Genomic DNA, 20,767 nt, shown 5'->3' with positions numbered 1-20,767 from the left:
TACTTATGCGATCTATAATAAAAAGAAGCCTTCTATTGTTATCCCTTTCCCTGCTGGTGTTTACCAGCAGGCTGGCCGCGCAGAACACGGCGGTGTATGAACTGACCGTGGACTACGCCATCATGGGCTTCGGCGATGCAACCTGCGGCAGTCTTTATGAAGTATATGCGATTATGGACCACGGCGGTTCAAGGCTTATCTCCTCCGGATCCCTGGACGGTATCGGAGATGGCGAAGTGTGGCATTTCTCCCCCAAGACTATCACCTTTACCTCGGACAATCCGGTAATAGGGATTGCAACATATGGCAAGCGGAAAACCAGCTGCAGCAAAACCGCGGCTTCTGCCGAAACAGATTACTTATTCCCGCCGGGCGATCGTACCTGTTTTGATGTTAACGTTGGCGGTTTATTTGCTGGCTATAACGCTGAGTCTAATATGCATATAACCATTAAACCTGCGTCCAATGTATATGAATTACAGATCCAGACAACGGAAGTATATCCCGCCAGTTTGCAGCTAAACTATGACATAACTGCTCATTATACAGATGGCACACAGGAACAGATATTAACGTTTATATCGACTGCGATTCCCGCCAACGGGGATGTCATCAACAGGACAGGCAGCGCCATACATAGCTCACCAAAACAAATAGCATCCATAGAAGTTTACAGTAAAGGGATAAAAACCGTCTTCCTTCCCGTTACAACAGAACGGACGGAGACCTTTCCTGTCAGTCATACAGGTGTAGATTTTACCGGGGATATTCCGAATCCGTTTGTAACGACGATGGATCCGAGCAGTAAAATCCATGTGACCTATAGAAAAGTTACGAATGACCTGGTATACGACGGACAAGGATCCAATATACTACCTACTGACGCTGAGATCAGGGTCATTGGTACCTCCGGGATACCAAACCAGCAATACATCTGGCAATACATGGACTATAATGGCATTTGGCAGAACGCCCCTGCAAACAAACAGGGATCCAACATTCTTCAAGTCTCCGCCAAAAGCCTTTTTGGAAATGACTGGGAAAAATATCTCGCCAAACTGGTACGGGTTAGAATGTTACCGGCTTGCGCACAGGACCGGGAATCCGCCACTATTACATTGGACTGCCGGCTGGAAGCTCCGCACATCACAAGCATCATTCCTAAGAAAATATCCTGTAACGGTGCCAGTGACGGCGGTTTCATAATCACCTTTGACCGTCAGGCATATTCCGGTGAGACAATAAATGTAGAAGTCAAAGACCTGCTAAACGTTATCGGTGGTACTCTACCCAATCAGATAGGTGTTACGATGGGACCAAACCAGACTTATACCTGGCCTTTAAATACGCTTTTCGCCAGCAACTTCCAGGTAAGGGTTACCGGGGATATTAATGGCAGTCCCACTTACAGCGACGGAAGCACGGCCACCTTCCAACTGGAAGAACCTACACGGGTTACCTTCTCTACGCCCGCTCCTATTGACGTAAAATGTTTTGGAGGCAGCGATGGCGGTATCAATCTTAACATTAATGGAGGTGCAGGCGGTTATGTAGCGTGGTATAAAGGAGTCGCGGATAATGATTATCTCACGCTGCCGTTCACTCAGAACAGCATAACAAGCCTGGCCAAGGGAGATTACCTGATAAAGGTAAAAGACCAGAACGGATGTGCCGGCAAGACAACTGCCGGAGACGAGGAAATAAGCTTCAGCGTTAAACAACCTGATGCGCCGCTTGCCGTGGATGCTTATTCCATCGCAGATCCTAAAGCATTTGGATATTCTGATGGCAGTATTACCGTCCATCTGAAGGGTGGTACGCCTAATCCGGACGGTTCTTATACTGTTGAATGGAGAAAAGCAGATGGCACCCTGTTAACACCCGTAAATACTGTAGATGGCAATGGAATCTATACCACCACTATCAACAACCAGCCTGACGGCAATTATACCCTGACGGTCACAGACGCCAACTATAATGCGGCTGCCACAGACAGCAGGAACGGTTGTACGTTCATTAATACATTTACACTTACACAGCCACCACTATTAGTGGCCAATATACAGATTACCGACAGCGTCAGCTGTAACGGTAAGACTGATGGTACGCTTACGGCAATAATAAGCGGTGGTATACCTTTTAAAACCACGCCTCGTTACACTTATGAATGGTACCAGATAGTGAACGGCATGACCCTGCCTATCGGACAAACAGATAGCACCGCAGTTGGTCTGCCCGCTGGCCTGTACCAGGTAAAAGCCACTGATGCCAATGGCATCACCATACTATCCGATACTACGGACCTGATAGATCCTGCTCCGTTACAAGTGCAATTCAACACCACACCAGCTACCTGTTACGATGGCAGCAATGGCGCGCTGGAAGCCCTGGTAAGCGGTGGTACAACACCGTACCAGTATAACTGGAGCAACGGCAGCCGGGCGGCTTATAATACCGGTCTGCATGCCGGCACATATACAGTGGATATAACTGACTACCACGGATGTCCGATATCAGGCGACTCCGCAGTAGAACAACCAGCAGCTCCGATACAGGTGGCACAGCAGTTATTAACGCAACCCCTTGCTTATGGTTATTCAGATGGTAGCATCAAAATACTGCTGCAAGGTGGTACTGCTAAAGCCGACGGCAGCTACAATGTCAGCTGGAAAAGGGCGGACGGTACACCGCTGGGCAATGGTACAGGTCAGGTAGTGGCCGGCGGTTATGAAAATGTGCTTTCTGATATACCGGCCGGTGATTATACCGTTACCATTACAGACGCTCAATATACCGGTCCTGACCCTAATATGCAGGGTTGTACGTTAACGGTAGATTTCAAATTAGACCAACCAGCTCCGTTGCAGGTAACCGTGGCAGAACAACGTTATGTATCCTGCAAAGGAGCCGCTGACGGTGTGCTGACAGCTACCGCCAACGGTGGCGTGCACATATACGGTCCGCTGCCTTATCGTTTTGTCTGGTATAAACTGGTTAATGGCACATATAACGCCATCGGACAAACGACCCCATCGGCCAGTGCGTTAGCAACCGGTACCTATAAAGTGACCATTACAGACGCAAATAATATTGATAAAACATCCGACCCATTCCTGCTCGTTGAGCCGGACCTGCTGCAGGTACAGCTGGCCACCACACCGGTGACCTGCGCCAGCGGACAGGATGGCGCGGTAACCACCACAGTTACCGGTGGTACTGCTCCCTTCCGTTATGAATGGACGAATGGCGCAACCACCAGCAACATCAGCAGCTTATCAGAAGGATCTTACCTGGTGTTTGTAAAAGACGTACGCGGCTGTGAAGCACAAAACAACGCAGATGTATTTATACCCAATGGTATTGTGATAAATGCAGATATCACATCGCCGGTTTGCGCAGGTAGTTGCGACGGTGCTATTAACACGATGATCAGCGGAGGCATCCCTCCTTATCAGTATACGTGGAGCAACGGCAGCACTGGCAACAGGATAGACCAGCTGTGTGCGGGCAAATACACCCTTACCATCCAGGACGCCAATAACTGTAAACGTGTGCAGTCCTTCAATATGCCGGACCCACCACCGCTACAGGTGCAACTGGGGCGCGATATAACCCTTTGTAACGGTCAAAGTTATACGGTAAATGCTGCTATAACAGATCCCGTTGCCACTTATACCTGGGGCGGCCAGCCCACCTTCCAGGCGGCTACGCCACAGGTTACGCTCAGCAACAGCGGGAAGTATTGGGTAAGCGTTATGGACGGTAAAGGCTGCACCGGTCGTGATACCATCCGCATAGAACAACTGCAATCGGATATAGCGGCTGAATTTGTGGTATCCACACAGGTATTCCGTAATGAGGACGTATCGCTGATCAATATCAGCACGCCCCTGCCGGAGCGCACCGAATGGGAAATACCGGCCGACCAGCACATTACCGTATTGCAGAACACCACACTATTAGCCTCGCTGCGTTTTGCAGACACCGGCGTGTACCGCATCCGCCTGCACTCCTATACCGGAGATTGTGAACAGGTGTTCACCAAGGACATTGCCGTACTGGAATCACAATCCATGCCGGCCCCCGGAGGTGCACAGCAGCCTTTCATCACCACATTTGAAGTAATGCCCAATCCTAATACCGGGCAATTCACTGTGCGTGTGACTTTGGATAAAGCATCGGAGATACGCCTGCGCCTGTTCAATATCATCAGCAATCAGTTGGTGAATGACCGTAAGGAAGCCTCAAACGAGCAATTCAATATACCCTACCAGCTGAATATAACGGCAGGCACCTATGTGTTGCTGCTGGAAACGCCGCTGGGCAATGCAATAAGGAAGATCATCATCACCCAATAATCATTAAAGAAGCTACCGTTGACAGCGAAACGCAGTATACAAATAGTCGTGGGCATATTATTATGCATGATATGCCGCCCGCTTGCCGCACAGCAATACCCGGTGAAGGTGCAGGTACAGACCCTGCAGCCGGTATCCGCACAGCTCAGCAATCTGTATAACGGCTCACAGGCCAGGATGATCGTCACCCTGCTGAACACCGATTTGCAGAAGCCGACGCTGAACGTGCGGCTACGGCTGAACATCAAGGGCACTACGGTGTCCCTGCGCAACCGCGACTATGGCTCCTATCCCCTGGTGCAACTGGACGCCGGTTTACCGGTACAGTTGTCACTGAACGACCTGGCGCCCTATTTTAATCCGGACAACCTGGAAATATCGGGTATACCCCGTTCGCAACTGCTACAGACCGGCAAGCTGCCGGACGGTTTTTACACCTTTTGCGTGGATGTGGTAGAAGCCAACAGCGGGCAGCTGATCAGTAATGATAAACTGAGTTGCGCCCCTCCGGTATGGATCAGCACCAGCGAACCGCCTTTGCTGAACCTGCCGCGTAAAGGAGAAGCAGTCGCCTTCCGTGAGCCCCTGAACATTGTGTTTAACTGGACGCCCCGGCATATGGGTAGCCCGAATGCCGCTTTCCAGACAGAATACGAGTTTACGCTGGTAGAATTATGGGATACGGCCATTTTACCGGAGGCCGCTTTTGGCACCATGCCGCCATTGTACCAGACTAACACCAACGCCACTACTTTATTATACGGCCCGGCAGAACCGCCACTGCTACCCGGCAAACGCTATGGCTGGAGAATACGCGCAATAGCCAAACAGGGAGTAGATGAATTTGCCGTATTCACCAATAATGGCTATAGCGAGATCTTCTACTTCACCCTGCAGGAAGATTGTCAGCCTCCCCAGCAGGTAACCGCCACCGTAGCCAATGGCGAAGCCACTATTACCTGGGCGCCACAGCCAAAGATGTTTGAATACCTGGTAGAATACAGGGAGCAGGATAATGATAAGGCAGAATGGTTTAACGTAAAAAGTAATGACCCTCAGGCAGTGATCCGCGACGCCATACCCGGTCATAAATATGAATACCGCGTAGGCGGCTCCTGTAGCCTGGGCAGTAAAACGCTGGGAGAATTGCATGCCTTTGAGATGCCGGCGAAGAATGCCGTGGACAGTGGCTCCTGTGGGCTTTTATCAGACATTAAACTGGCCAATGACACCGTCTTAAAAACGCTGCAGCCGGATGACCAGATCATGGCGGGCGATTTCCCCGTGCGGTTCACGACATTAAAGAACAGTGGAAATTCGTATAGTGGAACTGGTTATATCACAATCCCATTCCTGGGGTATAACCGCGTGAAGGTGAAGTTTGACAACATACAGGTGAATACTGACCGGCAGTTGATGAAGGGGATACTGATGACGACATTTGATTCAACGAAACTGCAGGGAACGAATGTGGACTCTGTGGTGCAGGCGATTAGTAACCTGGCCAGTGTGATCAATGACCTGATACATTTGACGATAGATGCGGATTATGTAAAAGTAAAAGAGATGGCAGAGCAGATAAAGAAGCTGGCGGAAGAAGAGCTGCCGGAAGATCTGAAAACACGTATGAACCAGGCGGCAGATAACCTGGTAAACGCAAAAGAGGAGTATGATGCGGCGAAGAAAGAATTGGCTGCTGCTAAAACGCCGGAAGAGAAAGCAGCGGCGGAACAAAAGGTGAAGGATGCAGAGAAAAAATTTGAGGATGCGAAGAAGGAAGTGGAAGTGGTGAATAAGGAAAAGGAGAAGTTGGTAACCGCGGTGGCGAATGTGATCGTGACGGCTATTAAGGAATTGAAAACAGAAAGCGCAAGCTGGGAGCAAACGGGAAAGCTGGAGGAAAAAATGGCCGCTTTGAAACAGGAAGTATTTGACAAACAAGGTTTATCTGAAACGCAGGAAACGGACGACTCTCTGGTAGTAAATGTTGTTGGCGTGTTTCAGATAACGGAGGACGAAATGACGGACGAGATGAAGCAGTTCAAGGCCGCAGCAGAAGAATATACTATTGCATCAGCCACTGTAAAGGCCTCCCGGATCGTTAAGGCAATCCAGCAATTCTATAATGAACCAACATCCATTTCGCAGTTATTTACAACAGACAAGGCTTTGAAAGGTAGTAGTATTCTGAAGGTGATCATGGAAAGTAAGCAGCAAGGGAAAACCGATAAGGAACTGATCGCTATCGCTAAAGAATCAATACTGAAGCAAATTATTGTCATTATAAATGCAGAATAACAAATTATACATGAGACAGGTATATCTGAAATTAATGATCCTTTTTTTGGCGCTGGCCGGCACTATCAATATTGCCCGGGCAGGCACGCCAGAAGATAGCCTGGTGGATGCGCAGGCCGCTATTATTCGGAAAAACCTGGCGGCGCGCATCCAGGAGAATGAGCGTCTTATTAAAGCGGGAAAGGCGGCGGAAGCCAGCTATGTGGTTTCTGCCATGCAGGACCAGCCTTATTCCGTGTTCACAAGTTTTACCAGTCTGGCTGCCAGGCAGCTATGGATCAAACAAAGCCTTTCAATGAGACTAGTAGGACTGGACCAACTTTCCTCTCATGTTAACAACCTGAACGCATGGATCAGCGAGCTTAGAAAAACTTACCTTGACAACACCCCTTACAAGGATTACAAGATATACTTTGTTGTTTCCGGCATCTATAATTACAAGGATATAGAGCGTAAAGACCCTGAATACGATTGGAATAAAATGCGGACCGTTAATTACTATGAACAGGTAAGGACCAATCCGGGCGCATATACTGAGAAGGAAGAAGAGATCATACGCGCTATTATGTCAAAAGTGAAGAATGACAAGGATAACAGCGTGCTTAAAGCCTCTCTTGAGAAGGATAAATATATTGTCTGTTACCTGTTTAACCTGTATAAAAATTACTCAGGCGTTCATGCGGAATATCATGCAGGCATGGAGCTAAGCGAGTCCAGGATGATAATGGGGTCGACGCCGGAAGTACACAATACATTTATTATAAATGGCATCTACCACAGTAGTTCCATAGAGCCCTCCCTTATCGCCGAGCTTCAGAATTATAACAAGAACCATCAGCAAAGTCCGCCCAGCGACAGCGGGACTAATATCACTACCCGGAATGATTACTTATCGCAGCTCATCAGGAATGTATACATCTTTTTTGGCCAAAAAGCCGGTGGGGGGTTGGCAAATGTTGATTGTGAACACGACGAAGGCCTCATTGACAGATTGGAAGATTTATACAAAACACCACTGCCTAATGCCACTAAAATCGATATTTCAGTATCGCTGAAAGATCTCACACTAGAAACCCGCAAATGCCTGTTGGAGAAACTGTCCCAAAAAGCCATTTGTGGTGACAATAAGGTGTTGCCCTTCACCTCCAACCTTTGTGAACAACTGATCCTTGATATTGTAAGAAGCACGCCACTTGAACAACAGCGGGCATTCCTGGATCACCTCAACGGAAACGCCCAATTACTGCGCAAACTCATTGTCAAGACAGATGACAAGCATGAATTGTTTGACTATTCAACAGAAGGAGAAAACAACTATACGGAGCTTGTTAAGGTGTTATGCCAATTTGCCTACAATGTCTACAAAGCCGAGCTTACCCTGGCAATCGCCGAGACAAGCCCCTGTAAGACGTTAACATATGATCCGCAGGCACCATACAACGACTTGTCCAACGAAGTGCTGGCACATTACACCGATGGCAACCAGTTTTCTTTTGAGTTCAGGAGATATCGTGGTCCCTGCAGCTACCAATACTTTGATTATTATGGCAACGCTCAATATGGCAACCAGAACTTTACTGTCGATCCCTTTGCCTGGGTAAGCATTGTACCAACGACTGACCTCCCTTTTAATTTTTTCGTTGATGGCAAGCAGCAGGAAGCCCGGGGGAAAACGCTATATATTCCGGCGCTGATGCTCTATTGGAATATTGAAAAGAATACCGAACAGGGCATAAAGGATAATCTTGAACGTGCGAAGAATGTGATTGATGTCGGTATGCTGATATTTGGAGAAGGCTGGATGGAGTTAAAAGGTTCAAAGCTTAAGAAACTGTGGGCTGGAATAAACAATGCGGTTACGATCGCTAACACGGCCACCAGTGATCCTGAAATTAAGAGATGGCTCGAAGGTTCGCCGATGGGAGAAAAAGCACTGAACGCACTTGAGGTGATCAGCAACCACGTATCCACTCCCGGGAATATAAAAGAGCAGATAGAGAAAGGCGAAGTAAAACCTGAAACACTAAAGACGCTGAATGATATTGTTGTGTTCTGGCAGGGGGTGATGGCCAATCCTCCCACGTACGATCCCAACCTCAACTACGCATCTGTTACTACCCTGGTAAGAGAAATACAGGAAGGGCTTCTGGAAGAAGATGCTATTTCAACTAAAATACCCCTGATCGCTGCTGCCGGCACAGGTACGCAGACAGGAACACAACCAAATCCACAGACAGGTACCCAGGCCCCGTGCGACCTATGCGGTAACGAACCATTGATGTGTAAGCTTGAAAAAACGGCTACCTATGACAAGAGAACGGATGCCCTTCATATATTATGTGCCAGGTTACAAAATGCATGGTTAAATCCAGTTGCTAAGAAACTGGACGATATGGATGTAAACGAGTTGAACACTTTCCTCAGTGACGTTGTAAACAACACTCCTTCCGGCGCCAACTGCTATACTATAGTAAACGGCTATCTGGCGCAAAATATTCCCTCACTCACAGTCGGGACTGTCAATGCCTGGCATATATACCGGGAAGCAGGCCGCACTTGTTTACGTGTAAGCCAGCCACATTTGACGAGCCTGAGAAATGCAATAGAAAGCGACGTTCTTCATACTCGTCCATATAGTCTGACTACCCCTGACTATGAAAGCATCATAAAGGCTTGTGAGGCCCAGAAATCGCAGTCAGGTACCGTAGACAATGAAATATTCGTTAACCTCTTCGAATTTGCAAAGAGACGTTATGACGTCGCCGACTTCGACGGAATGAAATCGAACCTTAAGAATACTAATCCATATTACACCGTAGTAGGAGCAAACTGGGTGCTAAAATATATGCAGCAACATGAAGCCGAATTCAGAAACGCGTATAATATAAGATTTGAATCGACAACTGTGTATGATGATATGGGAAACCGGATTTCTGACCTTGAGCTGCAAAGAGGTCAAGCCATACAATATTATGAGTTCAAAAGCTACAAAACCACCAGTCTGCCTAATAGCAACTTTGCAGAGCAGCTTATAAAAGATATGTCACGCCGCAATGTGACAAGTATCTACCAGTTAATATGGATATTTGACGGAAGTAAAACAGACAGGGATGCAGTATACAAAAGGATAAAGGAAGAGTTACTGATGGATAAAAACCTTACCCAGCTCAATACCGATAGAATACGATTGTTGTTCAACGAACTGGCGGGAAAATTTCACTATGCTTATCCGATCACAAACCGTGATGAATTACGTGCTTTCATTTCGGGGGCCGATAGCAGGTGGTTTGATGAAATATTTAAAGTTGTACAATAATGTTTACACCAGATAACATACTCAAAAACATAAAGTCCATATTAAGATATGGGAATAACCTGATCATCTGTTCCGGGGATGGAGGTATTACCGTATACAATGAAGATACCCCGGTGGTGCTTAGTGATATTTCACCCGATTATGCCTGCATTATCAATGATCACCTGCTGTTCCAGCAAGCGAATGACAGCGACATATACTGCCAGCCTTTAGACGATCTTCAAACACCTGTCCGCATCATTGAGGGCAGGTTTTTCCTATCCCTGTACCAGACAGACAATAAGCTGTGTTACGTTCCTTCCAAAGAGTATCTGTTTGAATTTGACGAACATTTTCGTCCAACCAACAGCTATGAAATAAAAAGACCACCCCAAGGGGTTCGGAGTGGTAAGCTGTACCAACTGTATCCCCATGTTAGCTGCTTTTCAATGCAGATCCATACACCAATATGGGAGTTGGAAAATGATGATCAGTTGGTGCAGAGAATCTACATAAGGGATAAATTCTTTGCGATAAAAAATGATCTCGTGATCCTCCTGGCGCCATTTGTAGACAACGCCAATTATCTGACCGCCCTTGATGCAGATACCAGCGCGATCGTCTGGCAATACAGAGACTATATACCCGAGATGAACTTTATTGATGGGAATATAGTCGTATGCTATTATCTCAAAAAGCCCACTCTTGAGGGTAGACTCCTTATCATAGACAGCAAAACTGGGAGTATCCTGACAGACCTTGATCTCACTTCGGAGTTCGGCACCCATTCTTTCAGAACCGGGGATTATTTCCTCCTTGACAGGCAAGGCGCTTATCTGTATATGGCTGCCACTTACGACAAATCTGTGCATATACTGAATATTGAAACAGGGCGTATTGAATGGTCGCATAAAGTGGATACAATGGCAGATTGGCTGACCGGTATAACGGTGACGGACAAATATTTATTTGTTACGGATCAACTGGAGATGCTGCATATTTTAAAACGAAGCTGATATGCTATCATAAACACCTGTTAGTTTACAACCTATGACCAAACTTATACCCTATACCTTGTTTATCCTGCTGTTGCTGGCTGCCTGTTACAAAGAAGTAGCCCGGCCCGTTACGGTGGATTTCGCCTATGTGCTGGCAGACAGCTCGCATACCGTGCCGATAACCGTAAACATCGCTAACCGCAGTACAGGCGCTACAGGTTTTAAATGGAGCTTTGAAGGCGGCGAACCGGCCACTTCGGATTACGAGAACCCGGGGACAATTACCTTCGCGCTGGCCGGCCCGCATAAGATCACACTGGAGGCCTGGAATGAAGATACCAGGAATAGCAAGACCATCATTCTGCAACTGGACAGCGCCGTACAGGTGGCCTTTGACGCGGAGATACAGGTGAATGATTTTTCGCCCGTACAGGTAAAACTCACTAACCATACCGCAGGGGCCAGCAGTTATAACTGGACCTTCCAGGACGGTGACCCGGCCAGCGCCAGCACCGCCGTACCGCCGCTGGTTACCTTTACCACACCCGGGCCGCATACTATTACCCTGCGGGTGAGTAATGGCGGGCAACAGTTCACTACCAGCAAAACCATCACCGTAAAGCCACCCTTACACACGGATTTTACGGTAAACCCCGGCCCTTTCGACGACGACTATGAAGCGCCGTTAACAGCGGTACTGGCCGGCAAAAGCGTGAGCTATCTTACACAGCAGTGGCAGTGCGCAGATGGTGTACTGAGCAGCGATACAGCGGCTGCCAATACTGTCTACTTTGCCAACCCGGGCACCTATACCATTACATTGACCAATACCAATGGAAAGGGAACGCAAACGGTGGATAAGACCATCACGGTAAAAGCTAATTCGCACCTGCGTACGATTACAGATGTGAAACTGGGTATCAGTACCGCTCATGCAGATATTGGCTGTTTTTATTCTACCAGGCTGCGGAAGGTATACCGTAAAAACGATGACCTGACAAACGATGGGAAAGAGATAGACCTGGTATTCTTTGGGCTGAGCCGCAGCTTTGCCTATAACAAATTTATATCACCGGATTCTGCCACCAGCTATACCTTCCCCGCCATACCCGGTGCTACGGTAACGCGGTTTATCAACAAACAGGAACAGTGCAATTGCGGTGTATCATTCAGCGTAAGCGATTTTGACAATATGCAGAACGACACTCCCCTGCAAGCCCTGCAACTGCCCGCCGGGGCTAACGGCGGCCTGCAATTTGACCAGACAGTATTACCCCGTATTATATTATTCCAGACGGCAGATGGCCGTAAAGGCGCCATTAAGATAAAGGACTATGTGCTGGAAGGCAGCACAGCCTATATAATGGCGGATATCAAAGTACAGAAATATGAATAGATCCCGTATCCTATACCTGTGTGCCGCCGCCTTACTGCTGCCTTTACTATCATCTGCGCAGCAGGTAGACCTGGAACATATCCGGGACCTGTTCGGCAAGGGTAAACCCCTTAAAGTGAACGGCGGGCTAAATGCCAGCACCGTATTCAACAGCGGCAGCGGTGGTGGCCGGCAACCCTTTAGCTGGTTCCTTAACGGCAGCCTGAATGCCAATATACTGGGGCGGATCAACCTGCCCTTTTCGTTTAACCTGACCAATGCCGGCGCAGGTTACTCCTATCCGACCACGCCCAACCGTCTGAGCCTGCATCCCAGTTATAAAGGGGTGACCGCCCATATAGGGGATGTAGCCATGTCGTTCTCCCCCTACACCTTAAACGGCCACCAGTTTACGGGCGTAGGGGTGGACATAGCACCCCAACAGGACTGGAGCATCAGTGTGATGTACGGACGGCTGTTGCGTGCAGTAGATTACGACAGCACCAACAAAAGCATACTGCCTACGTACCGGCGTATGGGTTATGGTGCTAAACTGTCTTTACAACAGCAAAACTATGCGCTGTCCCTTAACTTCCTGCACGCTAAGGATTTCACAGACCCTATGCAATACCTTCCGGATACCTTGCACATCTACCCTAAAGAAAACCTTGCGGTAAGCGTTACCGGTATGGTGCGCCCCGCCAAAGGGCTGGAGTTCACGCTGGAATATGCCAACAGCGCCATGAAACTGGATAAACGGGATAACTACGGCCCTGTCAAACCAGGCAGCGGCAACCTGCTGGAAGACGTGTTTATGTATGATGCCAGGAATACGCAATACTTTAAAGCCATTAAAGCGGGGATGAACTACGCATTCCATAAGAGTGTGATAGGCATAGGCTATGAACGCATAGACCCCGGCTACCAGACGCTGGGCGCTTATTATATGAACAATGACCTGGAGAACATCACCGTGAACCTGTCGCAACCACTGCTGCATGATAAGGCCAATATATCCGGCAATGTGGGTTACCAGCGGGATGACCTGAACCACACCAAGGCTGGCGCCACCTTCCGCATGGTTAGCGCGGTAAACGCGAATTATATGCCAAATGAAAAGTGGAATGCCAACTTCACGTATTCCAATTTCCAGACCTACACGCATATAAAACCGCAGTTCGATTATATTAATCAGACGAATCCCTACCAGAACATGGATACACTGAACTTTAAACAGATATCACAGAATGCGGGGCTAACGCTTACCTATATGTTAAAGGCCAATAAGACCAAAAGCCACAACATCAACCTGAACCTGAGCGTGCAGGATGCGGCCGACATCCAGAACAATGTACTTTGGAAAGGCAACGGGTCGCGGTTCTATAACACCAGCACCGCATATACCTTGTTACTGATACCACGGCAGATAAGCTTTACCAGCGCTTTTAACCTGAGCTATAATACTATTGGGAGGGATGACTTTCTTACACTGGGCCCTACTTTTGGAGTGAACGCACGATTGTTTGATAAAAAGGTGACAGCCGGTTTTACCAGTTCGTACAATACCAGCGCCAACAACGGGCAGCAACAGGGGCAGGTGCTGAATTTGCGTATGAATGCGGCATACATGTTCATGAAAAAACATAATCTGAATATGAATGCGGTGCATCAAACGCGATGGACCCCCAGAGGTACGGCGAGTAATGTGACGGCTACGGTGGGGTATAATTATAGTTTTTGAGTCGGGGGTTCCGGTATTATATTATAGCAGTATGAGGGTGTATCCTGCGATACACCCTCTTCTTTTTAGAATTTAAATATTCTTGTTACATCATTCAGGTCTACATCACCATCCCCATCTTTGTCCAATCCCAGCTTAGCCCCGATATTACCCAGGTTACCGCCGCCTACAGACTGCAATATCTCCTGAATATTAAATCCACTTCCATCCCCTCCATTTCTCAGGGAAGCCATAACAGTAGGAATCAGCGTAGTGGCTATACCAGCCGCCGCAGATTCGCTAATCCCAAACTTCTGCATGATATTGGTAACGAAGTTCCCCTGTATCTGCTGTACTGCAGGATGATCAGGATTATCCAGGATCTCCCCTGCTCTTTCAGGTTCTCCGCCCAGCACCGACATAATAGCGCTGCCGGCTTCTTTCATTACTCCTTCGTTGTGTTCATTCGGTACGTCAGGATTGTTAACGACCGAGTGCTGGCTGTATTGCTGGACCAGTTGCATGAATTGCTCGAACATGGGATTTTATATTTGATAAACAAATTAGAATAGAGAACCCATATTAACAAATCTGTCTGTCAGAAAGTTCAAATTAATTACTTTTGAAAAAATAGTCCAGTTGAAGAAAACAGTAACATTTGCAGATCATGTGATCTCTTTTAACAGCAACCTGGAATATACAGGGAAACTACCACCCGGCATCCGTATCATGAACCCTTTCCGCGAACAACCGCATATAAAGGAAATCATGCGGCAGTTCTACAAGAAATTCTACAATGATCACCTCACCAGGCAAATGATTATTGGTATCAATCCCGGCAGATTAGGCTCCGGTTCTACCGGTGTACCCTTTACCGATACCAAACGTATGATTGACGTACATGGAATTAATATTGAAGGATTTAAAACACATGAGCCTTCAGCCGTATTTATGCATGAAATGTTCAGCGCTTATGGTGGCGCAGAGAAATTCTACAAAGATTTCTATATCACTTCTGTATGCCCGTTAGGTTTTACGTCTATTCAACCAGGCGGGAAGGAAATAAACTACAACTATTATGATAGTAAAGCACTCACCGATGCCGTGTATGATTTTGTGGTAGAGAGTATGCGGAAACAGTTAACATTTGGGATAGATACTAATACAGCTTTCTGCTTAGGTACAGGGAAGAATTTTGCTTTCTTACAACAACTCAATAATAAAGAAAAGTTTTTTAAGAAGATCATTCCACTGGAGCATCCCCGTTTTGTTATGCAGTATAAGTCTAAAACAAAACAGGAATATATAGATAAGTATTTAAGGGAGTTTGAAGAAAACCGGGATAAATTATAGCATATGGCAGTTATTCAATGAGAACGCTCTCAATCTTCTGTTGAAATATGGCATAACACCCGTTGTTCTTTTGGTCCAGCTACCGGATCTGCTTTGCACCGACAATTCCCAGGAATCCGGAAGATGTTTGACTGAAAAACGCAGTTTTATCTGATGATCTCCGGCAGATGCGAGCATCGAAGTGATCTCTTCATCGTTCAGCCGGATATGATGGCACACCTGGTTATTGGCCTTAAATGTCAGGATAGCGGCATCGAAGTTCTTTTCCCGCAGCGCATATACTGGTATGTATATAGTGCTGTTGACCCGTCTGAAAAAACTGTCAAGCCACTCCTCCCCGCTATCGTATCTATCCTGGTTTGGCGGCGGCATGTTCTGGTAAGTGTACTCCTGCGCCTGCTGCTCCGACAGCAATATGCCTGCATACTGCTCATATTGCCTCACTGTTCTCTCACTGCCCCGGCCATAAATCCCCAACGCGGATGTGGCAGCATCCAGCCTGTTATCCATCAGCCTGTTCAATCTTAAGACGGCCCTGTTGTGCCTTACATCAATACGCTGATGGTCGTCCCAGTGCTTAGCGCTTTTGGGCCTGGTGTAATAATGCCACAGCACATTAATATGAGGATGGAAAAGGTCGTACCCATGGGTATAGGCGCGAACAGCAATGTTTATTTCCTCTCCCAAAAAGTAAATATTAGGATCATGAGGTACGTCTTTACAGAAACGGCCCACCGTAAATGAAAAACCTGCGGCATAGAACCTGGCTGGCCTCGGCATTTTAAGTTCTCTCCAGGATGGCATCTCATCCGGCCATACCTCGGGTAGCCCCCCATCGCTAAATGACAATAAAATAATCATATTGGGCGCCACTTCCTTCAACTCAAAGGTCTCCGGAAAAAAGGGCGGAGGGTAAGTGGTCAATACAGGTTTCGCATACCCTTGCTCCTGGAGTTGTTTTAACATATCGATCAGCACCTTATCCCAGTCATAAATAAACCGCATATGTGCATCAATCTGTAACGTATAATCCTCTCCGTTATAATGTTGCTGGATCAGATTCCGCGCCCAACAGGCGCCTTTTGACTGATCGTATGGTATATCTATGAATTCGATCCTGCTATCGCTTCTAAATGCATCCAGCTCATTATTGAACGCGTCATCAGGATGGAACTGGTTACAGATCACTATCCGCAGTTCATCCGGATACCTGGCCTTTTCCATAAGGTCGCTGATCGTGGAGGATAACAGCTCATCCCTGTATGCTGCAATTTGAACAAAGATTGACATCTGCGATTTTTGTAAATAAAAAAAATATTGTTCTTAACTGTTAAAGGCTCCTTTCTGGGTCAGGTAGTTCAGGATAAGCCTGTCCTCAAAATTATACCTGAAGGAAGGGCATCCGTCTGCGCCCTCGCTCCATTTGAGCCGGCATCCTCCTCCGCAGACCGGGAATAAATTACAGTCATAACAGGAGCCCCGGTGCGTATCCAGCTCATCATACCATTGTCTGAACTTCAGGTCTGTCCTGAACAGGGAAGGCTCTGAAAAAAGATTGCCGATCATATTGGCGTTATGTTGTTCGTGGTCAGTATAGGGCAATGCATAACATCCAAACATATTTCCCTGTACATCGACAGTCATAAAGTTCTCATTGACTGCGGGGCAGGAGGTCAATGCCCTGGATGGCAGAAAGTTCACCGGGAATCCGTTCTTCGCTGCATACATCAGGTATTCAATCTCCAGCTCGGCAAATTCCGAAGGAGTATAACTATAACGGTACCTACGTTCTTCTTCGCAATAGCTGGCTTCGGAGCAGAACTTGAATATTATCCGGTTCTGAAAATTATTGGTGCCAAACTTGTCCACGAGGCCGGATACTTCATGATGATTGTCCTTATCAACATTTACCTTGATCTCAAATATGATCCCATCCCAGGGTTGAAATTGCACTTCTGCAAGTATATGTTCGATATTGGAAAAGGACCGCCTGTTCAATTCAGTATTCATACTTCCTCCCACAACAATGTGGAAGTGCTTTACCAGGCAATCGTAAAAGAGGGTCCGAAACGTATCCAGGTGAAGATCTGCCCCATTTGTGATCATACTCACCGTACAGGGCTTGTCGTATTTTGCCGACAACCTGATATTATGCTGCGAGATCTCCTTTACCAGCGGCAATTCAGTCAATGCATCGCCGCCATCCCATGTTATATGCCAGGCATCAAACCGATCATGTTCCAGCTGTCTATCGAGATAATCCGCGACCCTGGCCGCTATCGCAGTATCCATACTTTTATGCTGCGCCTGTTTCTTACACCGGCAGCCTAGCTGGCATTGAGAAGTGGCATGCAATACCATCGACAGGAGGCGGTCAGGTACCTTATTTTCTGCGAGTACGTTCGCAAACTCGTTATTTTCCGCTGGCACCAGTATACGGGCGTTTTCCAGCTCTACTCTTATCTCTGCTTCAATTCTTTCATAGCTCCCGTTGTTCAGCATATGAAAAACCTGGTCTGTTATAACTACCGCTGCATTGCTGACAGCAGAATACAGTATTCTTTTTTGAAATGCAGGCTGGTCTTCCGGATTAATGACAGAAGTAGGAACAGTATATCGGGAAAGTTTCAGGTCCATTTGTCAACTGGTTTTATCTTAATAATATTTTCCTTTTGAGCATCTCAAACCCCGATTCGGCACCAGGAGTTTCCAACTTGATCTTCCCGGTCATATTTCTGGCGATTTTCATTTCCTTTAGCAGATGGCTGTCATAACTGATCAACAGGTAACTGTTACCCTCCTGGCTCCACATCCGGTCCACCGTACACGCAATGGGCTTTTCCATTCCTGCGTCCCTGTTCAGTATCAGCAAAATTTTCCGTTCTTTCGGCATCTGCAGCTGACTGGAGGAAACGATAGTGATCGTTTCCCGGCCTCCGGAACTCCCCGCACCCAAAGATTCTATGGTGCAGGGAACGGTCTGACGGACCTGAAGCTGTAAGTTAAAGACCCAGAGCAGCGCTGCTATCAATAGTAAAAAGATCAGGGTATTACCCCATAAGGTAATAAAGCCAGGAGGTTTGCTCAAAACTTCCTGCACCTGCGAGCTTCTGATCTCATATTTTGAATGTGACATTGCGTAGCGTTTTATTTTCCAAGCTCCAGTTGATTTCGTACTAACTCAAAGTATTTCCCTTTTCCACTTGTGAGAGAATCATGCGTTCCTGTTTCGGCTATCCTCCCGTTCTCCAGTACGATGATCTGGTCGGCATTTTTTACAGTGCTAAGCCGGTGAGCAATAACGACCACGGTCTTACCCCTGAAGAAATCGTCCAGATTGTCCATTATTACCTTTTCGTTATTTGCGTCCAGACTGCTGGTAGCCTCATCAAAGAACAGATAGTCCGGGTTCTTATATACTGCCCGGGCAATAAGTATCCTTTGGCGCTGCCCTCCGCTGATGCCCTGCCCTGAGACACCGATCTTAGTCGTATAACCTGAAGGAAAACGGCTGATGGTCTCTTTCAGATTGGCTATATATACCGCCATTTCCATTTTCGATTCATCGATCTCATTTCCGTCAACGGCAATATTCCGAGCTATCGTATCGTAAAATATATACCCGTCCTGCATAACAGTTCCACAGTATTTTCTCCATGATTTCGGGGAAATATCTTTCAGGTCTATATCGCCGATCCGGATCTCTCCCTTTACAGGGTCGTAAAAATTGAGCAACAGTTTCATCAATGTAGTTTTACCGCTGCCGCTTGTTCCCACGATTGCCGTTATTTTGCCTTTGGGAATTGTAAAGGAAACATCTTTCAGAACGAATGGCGAATTAGGTCCTTCATATTGAAAAGACAGATCATTGATATGGATATCCTCATTTACCAGTTCATGTGGCTTTATCTCGTGATATCCGGGTTTTTCCTCTTCATCCTTGCTAATTATCTCCTGCAGCCTGTCAATACTTAATTTTGCGTCCTGGGCTGCCTTTATGAAGTTGACGAGCTGCTCTATCGGCGAGTTTGTCTGCCCTATAATATAGGCCACGCTTAGCAATGCCCCCAGGGTCAGACGTCCTTCGATCACTCCTTGCGCAGCGATGAACGTAACGAGGATATTTTTAAGGTGTGTAAAGAAGATCAGGCCTGATTGCTGGTATTGCTCAAGCGCAAGGCCTTTCACATTCAGCTTAAAATAATTCGCCTGCAGCTGCTCCCATTCCCATCGCTTGGAAGTCTCGCTTCCGTATAGCTTGATTTCCTGCATTCCTGTGATCATTTCATACAGTTTGTCCTGGCTTTCCCTGTTCCTTGCAAACCTCCTGTAATCGAACTCTTTTCTTTTCTTCTGGAACAGGAATATCCAAAGGATGCCCATAATACTCAGCGTAAGGAACACTGCCAGTATCCTGATATCATAATATGAAAGGATAAATGAAAAAACGAGGATGTTAATGACAGAAAAAAAAGAGCTGAGCACCGACCCTGTAAGGAAGTTCTCGATGCGATGATGGTCTGTTATCCGCTGGGAAATATCGCCGACGGCCTTAGTATCAAAATATTTTATCGGGAGCTTTAACAGTTTTATCAGGAAGTCTGAAATGATATTCAGACTGATCCTGGTATTTATATGCAACAGCAACCAGCTCCGGATCCAATCTATCGCGGTGGTCCCAAAAAACAGGAACAGTTGTGAAAGCAGGATAATGTATACGAATGAAATATCCTTTTCAGCTACGCCAGTATCAACAAGCAGCTGCGTCAGGAAGGGAAAGATGAGGGAAATAATGCTGGCGCAGACCATTCCGATAAAGAGCTGGAAAATAAACCGCTTGTAAGGAACAAGATACCGGAACAGGAATCCATATCCCCCTTTACTGTTCCCGGCAGTCTCCTTACTGTAAAAGTCGGGTGTTGGCTCCAGCAGCAGCAGCACACCTCTTCCGGTAGCAGTAGACACCCATGCTTTCTGAAAGGTTTCCTTGTCAAGCGTCACTATTCCATATGCCGGGTCGGCCACGATCAGCCTGTCTTCCGGTGCTGACAGGTTTAGTGCCCTGGACAGCCAGCCGGACTTTTTCTTAATGTCCGTAAGTAGAACAAAATGTTCCTGATTCCAGTGAAGTATGCAGGGCAGCGGGCAATCTTTCACCAGCTTCTCATATGATGTCTTCACCATTAACGTTCGGAAGCCGAGCGCTGTTGCAGCGTCGTTAATACTTAGCAAACTAACCCCCTCCCTGCTTAAAAAGCATAACTCCCTCAGGTATTCCAGCGAATAATTCTTCCCGTAGTGGTCTGTTATCATTTTCAGGCAGGTAGGGGCACAGTCCATAGCATCATGCTGCCGCGTAAACTTGATCAT

General features: G+C 47.0%; 12 protein-coding genes. 7 read left to right on the top strand and 5 right to left on the bottom strand.

The features are described 5' to 3' along the window. Window positions 1-5 precede the first annotated feature (5 nt). The 6 genes from GO495_RS22190 to GO495_RS22165 are packed head-to-tail and all read left to right on the top strand — an operon-like array spanning window position 6 to window position 14,065. A complete protein-coding gene (locus GO495_RS22190) occupies window positions 6-4,358 on the top strand; it encodes a T9SS type A sorting domain-containing protein (protein WP_157301933.1) in 4,353 nt (1,450 codons plus the stop codon). 48 nt (window positions 4,359-4,406) lie between these two features. Continuing rightward, complete coding sequence (locus GO495_RS22185) at window positions 4,407-6,656, top strand: fibronectin type III domain-containing protein (RefSeq protein ID WP_157301932.1); 2,250 nt, start codon at window positions 4,407-4,409, stop codon at window positions 6,654-6,656. 10 nt (window positions 6,657-6,666) lie between these two features. Beyond that, window positions 6,667-9,972, top strand: a complete 3,306-nt coding sequence (locus tag GO495_RS22180; RefSeq protein ID WP_157301931.1) for a hypothetical protein — start codon at window positions 6,667-6,669, stop codon at window positions 9,970-9,972. Further along, window positions 9,972-10,967 carry an outer membrane protein assembly factor BamB family protein gene (locus tag GO495_RS22175; RefSeq protein WP_157301930.1) on the top strand — a complete coding sequence of 332 codons (996 nt, stop codon included), beginning with the start codon at window positions 9,972-9,974 and terminating at the stop codon, window positions 10,965-10,967. The genes GO495_RS22180 and GO495_RS22175 overlap by 1 nt, the downstream gene beginning before the upstream one ends. A 34-nt stretch (window positions 10,968-11,001) precedes the next feature. Beyond that, window positions 11,002-12,345 (top strand): PKD domain-containing protein, encoded by a 1,344-nt coding sequence (locus GO495_RS22170; RefSeq protein ID WP_157301929.1) that lies wholly within the window; start codon window positions 11,002-11,004, stop codon window positions 12,343-12,345. Further along, window positions 12,338-14,065: a DUF4136 domain-containing protein gene (locus GO495_RS22165; RefSeq protein ID WP_157301928.1), complete on the top strand. Its 1,728-nt coding sequence runs from the start codon at window positions 12,338-12,340 to the stop codon at window positions 14,063-14,065. Before GO495_RS22170 ends, GO495_RS22165 begins: the two co-directional genes overlap by 8 nt. A 65-nt stretch (window positions 14,066-14,130) precedes the next feature. Here the strand turns inward: GO495_RS22165 and GO495_RS22160 are convergent, their stop codons facing one another. Next, entirely contained in the window at window positions 14,131-14,583 is a 453-nt protein-coding gene (locus GO495_RS22160; protein ID WP_157301926.1) for a hypothetical protein, read from the bottom strand. 100 nt (window positions 14,584-14,683) lie between these two features. On the opposite strand from GO495_RS22160, the gene GO495_RS22155 reads away from it, so the two are divergent. Continuing rightward, window positions 14,684-15,397: a uracil-DNA glycosylase family protein gene (locus tag GO495_RS22155; RefSeq protein WP_157301924.1), complete on the top strand. Its 714-nt coding sequence runs from the start codon at window positions 14,684-14,686 to the stop codon at window positions 15,395-15,397. On the opposite strand, the gene GO495_RS22150 is transcribed toward GO495_RS22155, so the two are convergent. Genes GO495_RS22150 through GO495_RS22135 form a run of 4 tightly spaced genes read right to left on the bottom strand, consistent with a single transcriptional unit; the run spans window position 15,392 to window position 20,767 of the window. After that, a complete protein-coding gene (locus GO495_RS22150) occupies window positions 15,392-16,687 on the bottom strand; it encodes a GlcNAc-transferase family protein (RefSeq protein WP_157301923.1) in 1,296 nt (431 codons plus the stop codon). The two genes, GO495_RS22155 and GO495_RS22150, sit on opposite strands and share 6 nt — an antisense overlap. A 33-nt stretch (window positions 16,688-16,720) precedes the next feature. Next, entirely contained in the window at window positions 16,721-18,034 is a 1,314-nt protein-coding gene (locus GO495_RS22145; protein ID WP_157301922.1) for an SPASM domain-containing protein, read from the bottom strand. Between the two features lie 13 nt (window positions 18,035-18,047). Continuing rightward, window positions 18,048-18,533 carry a hypothetical protein gene (locus GO495_RS22140; RefSeq protein ID WP_157301920.1) on the bottom strand — a complete coding sequence of 162 codons (486 nt, stop codon included), beginning with the start codon at window positions 18,531-18,533 and terminating at the stop codon, window positions 18,048-18,050. Between the two features lie 11 nt (window positions 18,534-18,544). Next, window positions 18,545-20,767 (bottom strand): peptidase domain-containing ABC transporter, encoded by a 2,223-nt coding sequence (locus GO495_RS22135; RefSeq protein WP_157301919.1) that lies wholly within the window; start codon window positions 20,765-20,767, stop codon window positions 18,545-18,547.

Source organism: Chitinophaga oryziterrae (assembly GCF_009758125.1).
In the GTDB taxonomy this organism is placed as follows: Bacteria; Bacteroidota; Bacteroidia; order Chitinophagales; family Chitinophagaceae; genus Chitinophaga; species Chitinophaga oryziterrae.
The sequence above is the reverse complement of the archived record's forward strand: the minus strand, read 5'-3'. Positions and strand labels throughout refer to the sequence as shown.